Origin of the sequence: Stenotrophomonas sp. 59, assembly GCF_030291095.1 — a bacterium.
GTDB lineage: Bacteria > Pseudomonadota > Gammaproteobacteria > Xanthomonadales > Xanthomonadaceae > Stenotrophomonas > Stenotrophomonas maltophilia_Q.
Genome location: NZ_CP127408.1, coordinates 263,383 through 277,591 on the forward strand (window position 1 = coordinate 263,383; position 14,209 = coordinate 277,591).

Annotated in this window: 11 protein-coding genes and 1 riboswitch; of the genes, 7 read left to right on the forward strand and 4 right to left on the reverse strand. The window is 67.6% G+C overall.

What is annotated here, in order from left to right:
• Positions 1-16 precede the first annotated feature (16 nt).
• On the reverse strand, positions 17-688 hold the full coding sequence (locus QP552_RS01115; RefSeq protein ID WP_008264648.1) for an epoxyqueuosine reductase QueH: 672 nt from the start codon (positions 686-688) through the stop codon (positions 17-19).
• A gap of 176 nt (positions 689-864) precedes the next feature.
• Positions 865-1,079, reverse strand: a riboswitch (cobalamin riboswitch).
• A 261-nt stretch (positions 1,080-1,340) separates the two neighbouring features.
• On the opposite strand from QP552_RS01115, the gene QP552_RS01120 reads away from it, so the two are divergent.
• Positions 1,341-2,138 (forward strand): aspartyl protease family protein, encoded by a 798-nt coding sequence (locus tag QP552_RS01120; RefSeq protein ID WP_286074736.1) that lies wholly within the window; start codon positions 1,341-1,343, stop codon positions 2,136-2,138.
• 53 nt (positions 2,139-2,191) lie between these two features.
• On the opposite strand, the gene QP552_RS01125 is transcribed toward QP552_RS01120, so the two are convergent.
• Complete coding sequence (locus QP552_RS01125; protein ID WP_286074737.1) at positions 2,192-3,598, reverse strand: FAD-binding oxidoreductase; 1,407 nt, start codon at positions 3,596-3,598, stop codon at positions 2,192-2,194.
• 189 nt (positions 3,599-3,787) lie between these two features.
• Here QP552_RS01125 and QP552_RS01130 point away from each other — a divergent pair, with 189 nt between their 5' ends.
• Entirely contained in the window at positions 3,788-5,635 is a 1,848-nt protein-coding gene (locus QP552_RS01130) for a patatin-like phospholipase family protein (protein WP_286074738.1), read from the forward strand.
• A gap of 75 nt (positions 5,636-5,710) precedes the next feature.
• On the opposite strand, the gene QP552_RS01135 is transcribed toward QP552_RS01130, so the two are convergent.
• Positions 5,711-6,664, reverse strand: coding sequence for a DUF1028 domain-containing protein (locus tag QP552_RS01135; protein ID WP_286074739.1), 954 nt, complete (start codon positions 6,662-6,664; stop codon positions 5,711-5,713).
• Between the two features lie 375 nt (positions 6,665-7,039).
• Complete coding sequence (locus QP552_RS01140) at positions 7,040-8,407, reverse strand: short-chain fatty acyl-CoA regulator family protein (protein ID WP_286074740.1); 1,368 nt, start codon at positions 8,405-8,407, stop codon at positions 7,040-7,042.
• Between the two features lie 114 nt (positions 8,408-8,521).
• Between QP552_RS01140 and QP552_RS01145 the strand changes: the two genes are divergently transcribed.
• From QP552_RS01145 to mmsB, 5 genes are read left to right on the forward strand one after another with little or no spacing between them, the layout of a single operon-like run.
• Positions 8,522-10,027, forward strand: a complete 1,506-nt coding sequence (locus QP552_RS01145) for a CoA-acylating methylmalonate-semialdehyde dehydrogenase (RefSeq protein ID WP_106549917.1) — start codon at positions 8,522-8,524, stop codon at positions 10,025-10,027.
• A 14-nt stretch (positions 10,028-10,041) separates the two neighbouring features.
• Positions 10,042-11,208 (forward strand): acyl-CoA dehydrogenase family protein, encoded by a 1,167-nt coding sequence (locus tag QP552_RS01150; protein ID WP_111112512.1) that lies wholly within the window; start codon positions 10,042-10,044, stop codon positions 11,206-11,208.
• Positions 11,205-12,002 carry an enoyl-CoA hydratase gene (locus tag QP552_RS01155; RefSeq protein WP_125428779.1) on the forward strand — a complete coding sequence of 266 codons (798 nt, stop codon included), beginning with the start codon at positions 11,205-11,207 and terminating at the stop codon, positions 12,000-12,002. The genes QP552_RS01150 and QP552_RS01155 overlap by 4 nt, the downstream gene beginning before the upstream one ends.
• Positions 11,999-13,174 carry an enoyl-CoA hydratase/isomerase family protein gene (locus QP552_RS01160; RefSeq protein ID WP_286074742.1) on the forward strand — a complete coding sequence of 392 codons (1,176 nt, stop codon included), beginning with the start codon at positions 11,999-12,001 and terminating at the stop codon, positions 13,172-13,174. The genes QP552_RS01155 and QP552_RS01160 overlap by 4 nt, the downstream gene beginning before the upstream one ends.
• Entirely contained in the window at positions 13,171-14,061 is an 891-nt protein-coding gene (gene mmsB, locus QP552_RS01165) for a 3-hydroxyisobutyrate dehydrogenase (protein WP_099551527.1), read from the forward strand. Before QP552_RS01160 ends, mmsB begins: the two co-directional genes overlap by 4 nt.
• Positions 14,062-14,209 lie beyond the last annotated feature (148 nt).

Below are 14,209 nucleotides of genomic sequence, written 5' to 3' on the forward strand. Positions count from 1 at the left end.
GCCCCCCGAGCGCACGTCAATCGCCCTGCGGTGTCTCAGCGTCCTGCCCGTAGTACAGCAGGCCGATCTTGATCCGCTCGCGGCCGTTCTCGCGGCGATGGCGGTTGGCATCGCGCAGCGAGTACACGCAGCCGCAGTATTCCTGCTGGTAGAACTGCTCGCGCTTGCTGATCTCGATCATGCGGCTGGCACCACCGCCCTTGCGCCAGTTGTAGTCCCAGTACTGCAGGCCTTCATAGCGTGAGGCGGCGCGGATGCCGCAGTCGTTGATCTGCGCCATGTTCTTCCAGCGCGAGATGCCCAGCGACGAGCTGATGGTGTCGTAGCCGTGTTCATGCGCGTACAGCGCGGTGCGCTCGAAACGCATGTCGAAGCACATCGTGCAGCGGATGCCGCGCTCGGGTTCGTTCTCCATGCCACGCGCACGGCTGAACCAGTTGTCGGTGTCGTAGTCGCAGTCGATGAACGGAATGTCGTGCTGTTCGGCGAAGCGGATGTTCTCCTGCTTGCGCAGCTCGTACTCCTTCACCGGGTGGATGTTGGGGTTGTAGAAGAAGATCGCGTAGTCGATCCCGGAGGCGGTGATCGCCTCCATCACTTCGCCCGAACAGGGCGCGCAGCACGAATGCAGCAGCAGGCGCTTGCCGTCGGCGGGCAGGGTCAGGGTGGGGCGTTGGAGCTCGGTCATCGTCAGGTACCGCATGGACCGCCGGCAACGGCGGTGGCCCATGCATCAGCGCGTGGGTGGAACAGGGCGGGCCGGATACCGTGAAAAGGACGCGCGCGGCCGCGCGGCCTGCAGGCGCAGGACAACGACGGCCCCGGCACCCTCCCCGCGGAGAGTCCAGGTCGAGTCAGGGGACGGTCGTGTCCCCCGGCCGGGGCCGGTATTCGGGCTGATGGACACGGGCCGCAGCCCACCTACTACCTGCCGCTTCCCAGGCATGCGCCCAGTGCTGTTGGCAGGATTCGTTTCCATTCACCGCTGCGGGGCAGCTCCGGAATGGGCGCGCGAGGCGCCTTCACCGGATTCCCGTTTAAATCCCTGCCGCCATCCAGCCACGGCAGGGATACCTTCGGCGTGTGCACGGTGGACCCGTTGGCGGCGATGGTCAAGGTCCGCAGGGTGCAACCGTGCAGGCCCGTGGCGCATCCATGCTGCAGGACCACCTGGAACCCTGCCCATGGACAGCTTTGCCGCAACGCCCCCGCACGCCTGCACCGGACATCCTGCCGCCCCGACCCGTTCCAGGCGGCGCTGCCTGCCCGCATGGGCGCTGGGGCTGCTCTGCCTCTCCGGATGGACCCATGCATTGCCCTCAGCTGGCCCGGCATGTGCATTGGCCACTGCGCCCGGTGAAACCCTCATCGATGTTCCGTTCGAGGTTGTCGATGGGCGCATCTACCTGCAGGTGCAGGTCAACGACGCAGGCACGTTCCGCTTCGCCGTCGATACCGGTGCGAGTGGTGTGGCGCGTGCCGACACCCGCCTGGTGCGCGCGCTGCACCTGCCGATGGGTGGCACCGCCTCCCATTCCGATGGCGTGCGCACCGCCGATGCCGCCACGGTCCGCTTCGATTCGCTCACCCTGGGTGGCGTGCGTCGCCAGGGCGTGGTGGCGATCACCCGCGACTATAACGCCCGACAGTCCGAAGCCGCCGCCTTCGATGGGATCCTGGCGCGCGATTTCTTCGACGATGGCCTGCTGGTGCTCGACTTCCCACGCAAGCGGCTGCGCTTTCGCCGCGACCATCGATTGCTGCCGGAGCAGCCGGGCACGCTGGTCTACACGCGGGCCTTCCGCATTCCGGTGCAGATCGGCACGGTAACGACAGAAGCACAGTTGGATACCGGCGCGAACGTGGCGCTGGTGCTGCCTGCTGCACTCCATGAGCGCGTAGCCAGCGGCGTGGTTGTCCCGGGCGACCCGCTGACCCTCAGCCACGGCCGGATCCAGAGCGGCCGGGCACGGCTGGACGTGCCGCTGGTGGCCGGTGGCCTGACGCTGCGGAATCTCGACGTGCGCGTCTCTGATCACTACCCGGAGGCGGTGATCGGCGCGCACGCACTGCAGGACGCGGCGGTGCTGATCGATGCGCGCAGCAAGCGCGTGGCGCTCTGTCCGCAGCAGCGTTGATTTGCCGGCCGGGCCCGGGCGGTGGATCCACGCCGTGCGTGGATGCCTCGGCTTCATGCTGCCGCCATGTACCGCTGCCAGAGGTGGTTCACCAGCTGCGTCTGCGGATCGTACTGGCGTTTGAGTTCAACGAATGCGTTCCATCGCGGATACGCGCGCTGGAACTGCTCGCGTGTGGCATGCGGGCGATACGGCAGGTAATAGCGTCCGCCACACTCCACCGCGGCGTCGATCAATGCGCGTGTCCAGCGTGTGGCCATCGTGTCGCCCCACGGATGCCGACGCTGTTTGTGGTACAGCACGAAGCAGAACACTTCTTCGCTTGCCCATGCCATCAATGCGGTTGCATCGGCCGGCGCATGGCGGATCGACACGTTCAGCGCATCGACGCGGTGGTGCTGCAGGATCGCCGCCATGCGCGTGGCGAAGGCCTGGAAGCTGCGCACCGGGATGAAGTACTCCTGCAGCAGGTAGGTCGACATCGCGCGGGTGCGGGGTTCCAATGCCGCCACATCCAGGCTTGCCTCCAGGTTTCGATGGATCACCCGCGGTTCGGCCATCTGCTGCTTCACCACCGAGCTCTGGCGCAGCTGTGGCCCGCCGGGCAGCTCGGTGACGGCCCAGATCATGTTCTGTTCGTGGGCATAATCCGCGCCTACCGGTATCAGTCGCCGGGTGTCGGTCAGTGGTGCCGTGCTGCGTCGCCAGGTCACGGTCACCGGGGCGTCGAAACGGGGTGGGATGAGGTCGGCGTTGTGCATCAACGCATCTCTGCGTGACACCACGTTCTCGCGGAACCAGTGCGGGTAGTCGGCCAGCGCCACCCGTTCCATGTGCCGCGCCATGCGGTCGTTGTCGGCCAGGTCCAGTTCGACTTCGCTGACCACGCCCATCAGGCCGTAGCCACCGATGACCGCAGCGAACAGCTCCGGATGCAGGGTGCGCGAGGTCTCGATCACCTCGCCGGAGCGCAGCACCACCTGCAGCGCACGAATGGTCGAAGCGATACTGCCGCTGCCGACGTAGCGGCCATGGCAGTTCACCGAGACCGAGCCGCCGACGGTGAAGTTGCTGAAGCTCTGCATCACCTTCACCGACAGGTTGTGCGGGTCCAGCCATTCCTGCAGCGTGCGCCAGCGCATGCCGGCCTGCACGCGCACAGCCTTGCGGGCGATGTCCAGCCACAGCAGGCGGTTGCTGGGCGTCAGATCCAGCTGCAGGGCAGCGGTCGCGCTGGTCTGGCCGCCCATGCTGAATCGCCCACCGGCCACGCAGACAGTGCCGAGGTGCTGCTGCAGCGCCGCCTGCAGATCCGCCGTTCCGGCAATGGCCCGCACCCCGGCGACCTCGGTGGGTTCCAGCTGGCTGATGTCGTTGGCGATGCCCGCGCTGCGCCGCGTACAGGCATTGGCGGCAACGGCGGCTCCACAGCCTGCGATGAACGCGCGACGGGTGGTCATGGCAATCCCTGCATGAATGTCCTGGGTGCAGTGTGCCCGGGCTGGGCAGAGGCGGCCAGTGGCGCTTCCGTGGGCGGGTTCTCAGGCTGTGAGAAGGCTTCGCGTCATACTGCATCCGTAGCGTCGGATGGCATCTCGGGCACAATCAGCGGGGGCAGGGTAGTGGCGGACAAGTACTGCGATCTGGTCATGAAAGGCGGCATCACCAGCGGCATCGTGTACCCCAATGCGGTACTGGCGCTGGCCCGTGAGTATCGCTTCAAGAGCATCGGCGGCACCTCGGCCGGCGCCATTGCCGCGGCGGTGGCGGCTGCAGCGGCCTGCGGTGATCGCCGCCAGCAGGCCGGTGAGCACCTGCCCGGCGATGCGGGCTATGGCGGCTTGTCGGCGGTTTCGGCACAGCTGTCGCGGCGCGGTTTCATCTACAGCCTGTTCCAGCCGGCGCGCGGTGCGCGTGCGGCGTATCGGCTGCTGGTGGTGCTGACCGGCAATGCCCGCCTGCCGCACAAGCTGCTGTGCCTGGCCATCGCGGTGTTCGAGATCGCGCCGCTTGAGGTGCTGGTGTCGCTGGCGTTGCTGCTCGGCCTGGGCTGGTGGGGCGGCGGCTGGAGCGGCGTGGCCGCCACGTTGCTGCCATCGCTGCTGTGCGCCTACGGTGCGGGCGTGGCCGGCGCCGCGCTGCGGGTCGCGCGGGTGGCGCGGCGTAACCTGCTGGGCCTGTGCAGCGGTCTCGGCCGCGATGCGCGCAAACCGGCATTGACCGAATGGCTGCATGCGTGCCTGCAGCAGTTGTCCGGCAAGCCGTTGGATGCCCCGCTGACCTTCGCGGACCTGCACGACGCACCGCGCTATGCCGGCGAACCGGACAGCCCGCATGCGATCAGCCTGCAGATGATCACCACCTGCGTGTCGCACAACGAGCCGCGCACGCTGCCGCTGGGCGGCGCGCAGTTCTGGTTCCTGCGCGAGGAGTTCGAACAGTTGTTCCCGGCCAGCGTGGTGCAGTGGCTGGTGAAGCAGGCTGGACCGCCGCTGGAGGTGGAGGGACGACAGTACTACCACCTGCCGCCGGGCCCGCAGCTGCCGGTGCTGGTGGCCACGCGCATGAGCCTGAGCTTCCCGCTGCTGATCAGCGCCGTACCGCTGCACGAACCTTCGCGCCGCGAGCGTCGCTGCGAGCCGACTGCGCCAGCGGCCGACCCCGAGCACAACGTGGCCGACAGCATGGAAGGGCTGACCAGCGCCGGGCAGGCCTGCGGCCCGGTGATCACCGCCTTCCGCATCTGCTGGTTCTCCGATGGCGGCATCAGCAGCAACTTCCCGATCCACCTCTTCGACGCGGCCCTGCCGCGTTGGCCGACCTTTGCCATCAACCTGGTCTACCCGCAGCACGCCGAGGATGTGAGCCATGGCAGCAGTGGTCGCCAGGCGCTGGAACATGCGGTGTTCCTGCCGACCGAGAACCGGCACGGCTGGCAGCGCACCTACCAGTCCATCGCCACGCCGCTGGCGGCCGCCGAGCTCGGTCGCTTCCTGTTCGCCGTGGTGGCGACCATGCAGAACTGGCGCGACCTGCTGCAGGCGCGGGCACCGGGTTACCGCGACCGCATCGTGCACGTCAGCCTGCAGGGCGACGAAGGCGGCATGAACCTGGACATGCCGCAGGAGGTGCTGAGCCGCATCGCCGACAAGGGCAGCCTGGCCGGTGCGCGTTTCTGCTCGTTCTCGTTCGAGAACCACTACTGGATCCGCTGGCGCAACCTGGCCTCGGCGTACCAGCGCTACACGCTGGAGGTAGCACGCACCGATGACCCTGCACAGCAGGTGCTGGCCTACCGTGCGGCCTATTCGATGGTCGCCCGTGGTGAACCGGCACCGCCGTCGTACAAGCTGGGATCGGAGGACAAGCGGCTGGCCTCCCAGCAGCTGTGGGGGCTGATGGTCGAGCAGGGCCGCAGCTGGGATGACCTCGGCCCGGACCTTACCGACGGCGCGCCTCGACCGCTGCCGCAGATGAAGGTGACGCCGATCTACTGAGCCGGTCCAATGGGGGCAATCGGGGTCAGATCCGTTTTCCTGCGGAAAACGGATCTGACCCCTCCCCGGTGCGCCTCATCGCCACGCCTCCACCACCGCATCGCCCTGCAACGGCGCATACAGCGGCAACGCCAGTTCCTGCTTCACCCACTCCGGATTGAGCGCACGCAGGCCGGCCAGATACTCGCGTGCCAGCGCCGCATCGCCCTGCCGCATCGCCAGCCGCGCCGCGCGCGCCCAGGTCCGGTCCCAGCCGTGTGCCAGCGACAACGACGTCGCCAGCGCCGCGCGCGCACCCGCCACGTCCCCCTTCTCCCAGCGCTGCTCGGCACGGATGATCGCCTCGTTGGACAGGCGCATGTCGTACAGCTCGCGCAGCCGTGCCACTGCATGCGGGTCGGCGTCCACGCGCAGATCGGTGTCCTGCCAGTCGCCGCCAGGTGTACGTACCAGCAGCGCCGCCGACCATTGACCGCTGCGCTGGCCGCCTGCGGCCTGGCCCGCTTCCAGTGCCGCCAGCAGGCGCGCAGCCAATTCTCCGTGTGATGCGCCGAAGGCACGTTGCATCGCGGCCAGCACCTCCGGCCCGGCCAGCCCATTGCCCTGCACGCTCAGCATGCCCTCGCCCTGCGCACCGGCCCAATCCGCCTGCTGCGCGGTAGCACCGGTGTACTGCGCATTGCCGCCGCGCGCGCTGACCAGCCCTACCTGGCGCTCGGCGAGCGTGGTGCCATCAAAATCGCCATCTTCGTCCAGCAGCTGCTTCAACACCTGCGCAGGCGTGCGTCCTTTGGCCAGCAGTTCAAGGCCTTTGGAGCCGTAGGTCGGGTTGGTCTCGAATTGGCTGGCGACAGCGCCCACCTTCGCCTGCGCCCACGGCACCCCGACACCGCCGACGCCGAGATTGTGCGTGGCCACCGCCACGCCACAGTCCCCTGCGTCGTTGCAGGCCGCAATGGAAAAGGTTGCCCACGCCGGTGCGGCGATGGCAGCAAGCAGTAGAGCCAGGCAAGGGCGCAGCAGGAACATGGGTGTCTCCATGGGCGGGCATCCCGATTGGGATGCAGCCTACGCACGAAAGGTTTAGTAGATCCACGCCATGCGTGGATGGAACCCCATCGGAACTGAATATTTCAAGCATTCATCGAAGAGCATCCACGCCATGCGTGGATCAAGCGTGTCGACCAAGGTCGACACCCACCAAGAGCAGCGGGAAACTGTCGAAGGCGGGGTGGGTCCGGTTGCGGGGGTGTCCGCGGCATGGATGCCGCGGCCAAGCCCCCAAGGACGGGTTTACGGCGTCCCCCGCAACCGGATCCACCCCGCCATCCCACGGAAAGCCCGCTGTTGCTTTTGCTGTTGCCTTGGATTGAAGCAGGTGCAGGGCGCAGCCCTGCCAACCCCCTACCTTCCCGGCAACTGCGCGAACGCACGCTGCATGCAGTCCTCGCGCGGGCACACCCGGCAGCCTGGGCCGATCGATACCGAATTGCCCGGGCTCTGCACGTCCAGCCCCAGCGAGTACACCAGCCGTTCGGCATGCTGAAGATCGCAGCCCAGTGCCACCGCAAACGTCTTGCGCGGCTGCCCATGCCCGACCGGCCCGCTGCTGACCTGCCGTGCCAGCCAGAAATGTCGGCGGCCATCCGGCATGCGCGCGGTCTGGGTGAGGATGCGCCCGGGCTGGTTGAAGGCCTCGTAGACGATCCACAGCGGGCACGAACCGCCCACCTGCGAGAAATGGAAATCGGTGGCCGAATGGCGCTTGGACACATTGCCGGCGCGGTCCACGCGGATGAAGAAGAACGGCAGGCCAGGCGCGCTGCGCCGCGCCAGCGTGCTCAGCCGGTGGCAGACCGCTTCGAAGCCGACGCCGAACTGGTGCGCCAGCAGTTCGATGTCGTAACTGCTGGCCTCGGCGGCGCGCAGGAAGCGCATGTACGGCATCACCAGCGCACCGGCGAAGTAGTTTGAAAGACCGATGCGGGCCTGCGCGATGCGCGCGTCATCGGTGAATCCAGCACGCGCCACCACCGCATCGATCTGCGGCAGGTAACCGTGCAGGGCGAGTTCGGCGGCCATCTGGAACGCCTGCTGGCCAGGTTCCAGGTAGTCCGGCAGCCACAACCGGCGCGTGCCGGCATCGTACTGGCGCTTCTCGCGCCCGGCCTGCAGCGCGGCCACTTCCACCAGCACGCCATGGCGGTCGGCCAGCAGCTGGCGCAGGCGTGGTGCCACATGCCCGGGCGACAACCCCCACTCGGCGAACAGGCGCTCGGCCAGTTCGTCCAGCTCGGGGATGTGGTTGTGCATGCGGTTGAAGAACTCGCGCACCTGGTCACCGGCGGGCAGGGTGCTGCCAGCACCCGGCTCGCCCAGCTGGAATTCCAGGGCAGCGGCATGTTCGCGCAGGGCCAGGTGGCGCCGATGCAGGTCCAGCAGGGCGCGGCTGACCTGCGGCAGGTTGCCGGCCAGTGCGCGCAGTTCGGTCGCGCTCACCTCCGCCAGGCCCAGGTCGCGCAGGGTCTCGCCCAGCGCCTCCTGCAGGGCAGCGGGTTCTTCCTCGTCGAACAGCGCCGAAACGTCGCCGAGTACCTGACCCAGCTTCTTCTGCACGGCTGGGGTCAGCGGGCGCTTGTTGCGCTCGATCTGGTTCAGGTAGCTGGCCGACAACCCCAGCGCTCGTGCCAGGTCGGCCTGGCTGTAGCCACGCTGCTCGCGCAGCCGCAGCAGGCGCAGGCCAAGTTGTCGCTGGGTGGCTGAATAATTCACAGAATTAACATGAATCGTCTGGCGTGTTGGCCAGATTAAGCGGATTCAGCCCGGAAATCGAGGCGGGTGCTGTGAATAATGCCAAGCATCTTTCGAGCCCGTGGGATTGTCGTCATGACTGTTGCAGCGCCCCGTATCCGCATGCTGATCGATGGCCAGTTCATCGAATCGGCCACCTCCCACTGGCAGGACGTGATCAATCCGGCCACCCAGGACGTGCTGGCCAAGGTGCCGTTCGCCACCACCGGTGAAGTGGACGCCGCCGTCGCCGCCGCCAAGGAAGCCTTCAAGACCTGGCGCAAGACCCCGATCGGCACCCGCGCGCGCATCTTCCTGAAGTACCAGCAGCTGATCCGCGAGAACATGAGCGAGCTGGCCCACATCCTCACCGCCGAACAGGGCAAGACCCTGCCGGACGCCGAAGGTGACGTGTTCCGCGGCCTGGAAGTGGTCGAGCATGCGGCTGCCATCGGCAACCTGCAGCTGGGCGAGCTGGCCAACAACGTGGCCAATGGCGTGGATACCTACACGATCATGCAGCCGCTGGGCGTGTGCGCCGGCATCACCCCGTTCAACTTCCCGGCGATGATCCCGCTGTGGATGTTCCCGATGGCGATCGCCACCGGCAACACCTTCATCCTCAAGCCGTCCGAGCAGGACCCGATGGTCACCATGCGCCTGGTTGAACTGGCGCTGGAAGCCGGCATTCCGAAGGGCGTGCTGAACGTGGTGCATGGCGGCGAAGAAGTGGTCAATGCGATCTGCGACCACCCGGACATCAAGGCCGTGTCGTTCGTGGGTTCCACCCGCGTCGGCACCCACGTCTACAACCGCGCCTCGCTGGCCGGCAAGCGCGTGCAGTGCATGATGGGCGCCAAGAACCACGCCGTGGTGCTGCCCGACGCCAACAAGGAACAGACCCTCAACGCGATGGTCGGCGCTGCCTTCGGTGCGGCCGGCCAGCGCTGCATGGCCGCCTCCACCCTGGTGCTGGTCGGTGAAGCACGCAACTGGGTGCAGGACCTGGTCAGCAAGGCCAAGACCCTGAAGGTCAGCGGCGGCACCGTCTCCGGTACCGACGTGGGTCCGGTCATTTCCTGCAGCGCCCGCGAGCGCGTGGAAGGCCTGATCGCCTCGGGCGTGGAGCAGGGCGCGCAGCTGGTGCTCGACGGCCGCAAGCCGCAGGTCGATGGCTTCGAGAAGGGCAACTTCGTCGGCCCGACCATCTTTGCCGGTGTCACCACCGACATGCGCATCTACCAGGAAGAAATCTTCGGGCCGGTGCTGGTCATCCTCGAAGCGGAAACGCTGGAAGACGCCATCGCGATGGTCAACAGCAACCCGAACGGCAACGGCACCGCACTGTTCACCCAGTCCGGCGCGGCCGCACGCAAGTTCCAGGAAGACATCGACGTCGGGCAGGTCGGCATCAACGTGCCGATCCCGGTGCCGGTGCCGCTGTTCTCGTTCACCGGTTCGCGCGCCTCCAAGCTGGGCGACCTGGGCCCGTACGGCAAGCAGGTGGTGCTGTTCTACACCCAGACCAAGACGGTCACCGCGCGCTGGTTCGATGACGAGACGCTGAGCCACGGCGTCAACACCACGATCAGCCTGAAGTAACGGCAGGAGCAGCCATGAGCCACTCGATGACGACGGAACTGGAAGAAGCACAGCAGGCGTACCGCGAGGCTGCGCGCGACTTCGCACAGGCCGAACTGGCGCCGCACGCCGCGCGATGGGATGCGGAGGGCATCTTTCCGCGCGAGGCGATTGCCAAGGCCGGTGAACTGGGCTTCTGCGGTCTGTACATGGACCCGGAAGTGGGCGGCAGCGGTCTGAGCCGACTGGACGCCGCCGTCGTCATCGAGGAGCTCGCCAACGTCGATCCGTCGACCGCGGCCTACATCAGCATCCACAACATGGCCTCGTGGATGGTGTCCAAGTGGGGCCAGCCGGCCCTGCGCGATGCGTGGGGCCAGGACCTGGCCGCCGGCCTCAAGCTGGCCTCGTACTGCCTGACCGAACCGGGCGCCGGTTCCGATGCGGCCTCGCTGAAGACCACCGCGGTGCGCGACGGCGACCACTTCGTGCTGAACGGCGCCAAGGCCTTCATCTCCGGCGCCGGTGCCACCGAGCTGCTGGTGGTGATGGCGCGCACCGGCGGCGCGGGTGCAGGTGGCGTCAGCGCCATTGCAGTGCCGGCCAACCTGCCGGGCGTCAGCTTCGGCCGCAAGGAAGAGAAGATGGGCTGGAACAGCCAGCCCACCCGTGGCATCACCTTCGAAAACGTCCGCGTGCCGGTCAGCCACCTTCTGGGAGAGGAAGGCGGCGGCTTCAAGCTGGCGATGAAGGGGCTCGACGGCGGCCGCATCAACATCGCCGCCTGCTCGCTGGGTGCCGCGCAGGGCGCGCTGGATGCCGCGCGCCGCTACATGGGCGAGCGCCGCCAGTTCGGCAAGGCGCTGGCCGAGTTCCAGGCGCTGCAGTTCAAGCTGGCCGACATGGCCATCGAACTGGTCGCCGCGCGGCAGATGGTGCACACCGCCGCGCGCAAGCTCGATGCCGGTGCCAGCGATGCCAATGTCTGGTGCGCGATGGCCAAGCGCTTTGCCACCGATGCCGGTTTCAACGTCTGCAACGAAGCGCTGCAGATTCATGGTGGCTACGGCTACATCCGCGAATACCCCATCGAGCGCCTGCTGCGTGACTGCCGCGTGCACCAGATCCTGGAAGGCACCAACGAGATCATGCGGGTGATCGTTGCCCGTCACCTGCTCAACACCGAAGAGGAACTGCGATGAAGGATTGGCGTACCCAGGAGCACGTGGGCCTGAAGGTCGAGGCCGACGGCCACACCGCCGTGGTCACCCTGAACAACCCGCCGGCGCATACCTGGACGGTGCACAGCCTGTCGGCGCTGCGCGACCTGGTGGGCGCGCTCAACGCAGACCGCGGGATCTACGCGCTGGTGATCACCGGTGACGGCGAGAAGTTCTTCTCCGCCGGTGCCGACCTCAATCAGTTCGCCTCGGGCGACAAGGCCGCCGCACGCGAAGCGGCACGCCGTTTCGGCGAAGCGTTCGAAGCACTGTCCGGCTTCCGTGGCGTGTCGATCGCTGCGATCAACGGCTATGCGATGGGCGGTGGCCTGGAATGCGCATTGGCCTGTGACCTGCGCATCATTGAAGACCACGCCCAGGTCGCGCTGCCGGAGGCCACCGTCGGCCTTTTGCCGTGCGCCGGTGGCACCCAGAACCTGCCGCGCCTGGTCGGCGAGGGCTGGGCCAAGCGCATGATCCTGCTGGGTGAGCGCATCAACGCTGAGACCGCGCTGCGGATTGGTCTTGCCGAAGAAAAGGTCGGCAAGGGTGAAGCCAAGGCACTGGCACTGGAATGGGCGAAGAAGGCCGGCAAGCAGAGCCCGACCAGCATCGCCGCGTGCAAGACCCTGGTGCAGTCCACCCGCACCGGCACCCACGCCTCGGCGCTGGTGGCCGAGCGCGAAGCCTTCGTCGACCTGTTCGACACCGCCGACCAGGTCGAGGGCGTGACCGCCTTCCTGGAAAAGCGCGCGGCGCAGTGGAAGAACGCATGAGCACCGACACCGTTGCCGACGAAGCACCGGTGTTGTTCGAAGAGCGCGTGGCCGGCAACGGCACGCGCATCGGCATCGCTACGCTCAACGCTCCACGCACGCTCAATGGCTTCTCGCTGCCGATGGCGCACCTGCTGCTGAAGCAGTTGAACGCCTGGGCCGACGACGATGGCATCGCCATGGTGGTGCTGCAGGGCGCTGGCGAGAAGGCGTTCTGCGCCGGCGGCGACCTGCACAGCCTGCACAGGAGCATGGTCGCCTTCCGCGAGGCCGGCCGCAGCGATATCCGCGAGAACGACTACGCCGCCGAGTTCTTCGACGTCGAGTACCGCGTCGATTATCTCATCCACACCTACGCCAAGCCGATCCTGTGCTGGGGCCACGGCATCGTGATGGGCGGCGGCATCGGCCTGATGTCCGGTGCCAGCCACCGCGTGGTCAGCGAGCGTTCCAAGCTGGCCTTCCCGGAAATCACCGTCGGCCTGTTCCCGGACGTGGGTGGCAGCTGGCTGCTGCCGCGCGTACCGGGCAAGGGCGGCCTGTTCCTGGCCCTGACCGGCGCGCTGCTCAACCCGGGCGATGCCATCTATGCCGGCCTGGCCGATGTGCATGTGGCGGAAGAGCGCCGCAGTGCAGTGTTCGACGCGCTGCTGCAGGTGGCCTGGTCGGGCGATGCCGCGCACAACCACGAACGCCTCAGCCATCTGCTGCAGTCGCACGCCAGCGATGCCGCCACCGGCCCGCTGCTGGCCAATGCCGCGCAGGTCGACGCGCTGTGCGAGGGCGATGACCTTGCCGCCATCATCGATCGCATCAGCGGCCTGCAGACCGACGATGGCTGGCTGCAGGCGGCACAGAAGACCCTCGCCGCCGGTGCGCCCGGCTCGGCGCGGCTGGCCTTTGAACTGCAGCGCCGCAGCGCCGGCCAGGACCTGGCCAGCGTCTACCGGCTGGAGTACATCACCGCGCTGCACTGCGCCGCCCACGGCGATTTCGCCGAAGGCATCCGCGCGCTGCTGATCGACAAGGACCGCAATCCGCAGTGGAACCCGGCCACCCTGGCCGAGGCCACCGGCGCGTGGGCCGACACCTTCTTCGCTTCCCCCTGGGCCGATGCCGCGCATCCGCTGGTCGACCTGGGCACTCCCCTTGTTGAAAGGAGCCTTGCATGAGCCGCATTGCATTCATCGGGTTGGGCAACATGGGTGGCCCGATGGCCGCCAATCTGGTCAAGAACGGCCACACCGTGCGCGTGTTCGATCTGGTCCCGGCCGCGGTGCAGGCCGCCGTCGATGCCGGCGCCAGCGCGGCTGCGTCGGCGCGTGAAACCCTGGCCGACGCCGAAGTGGTGATCTCGATGCTGCCGGCCAGCCGCCATGTCGAAGGCGTGTACCTGGGCGATGACGGCATCCTCGCCGCGATTCCGGCCGGTGCACTGGTCATCGACTGCAGCACCATTGCCCCGGCGAGCGCGCGCAAGGTTTCCGAAGCCGCGGCCGCGCGTGGCCTGCAGATGATCGACGCGCCGGTGTCCGGCGGTACCGCCGGTGCCCAGGCCGGCACCCTGACCTTCATCGTCGGTGGCGAAGAGGACGCGCTGGAACGCGCGCGCCCGGTGCTGCAGGCGATGGGCAAGAACATCTTCCACGTGGGCGCCAGTGGTGCCGGCCAGGTTGCCAAGCTGTGCAACAACATGGCGCTGGGCGTGATCATGGCGGTGACCGGCGAAGCCATCGCGCTCGGCGTGGCGCACGGGCTGGACCCGAAGGTGCTGTCGCAGATGATGGCGGTCAGCACCGGCCGCAGCTGGGCCACCGAAGTGTGCAACCCGTGGCCGGGCGTGCTGGAGAACGCGCCCGCGTCGCGCGGCTACAGCGGCGGTTTCGGCAGCGACCTGATGCTGAAGGACATGGGCCTGGCGGTGGAAGCGGCGATGAGCGTCGGCGCCTCGATTCCGCTGGGCGAAGTGGCCCGCAACCTGTATTCGATGAACCACCAGGCCGGCCGCGGCAAGCTGGATTTCTCCAGCGTCGTGCAGCTGATCACCAGCGACCAGTAACTGGTCGCTGGTCCGCGCATTCCACCTTATCCCCGCGCCGTTGGCGCGCCCCCTTGAACAACAAGGGGGCTCTTCTCCAGAAGGATGGATGCGCGCCGCAGCGAATGCGTCCCCGGCCGCGCGCCGGGGCCCACCCGAGGTGGGATGG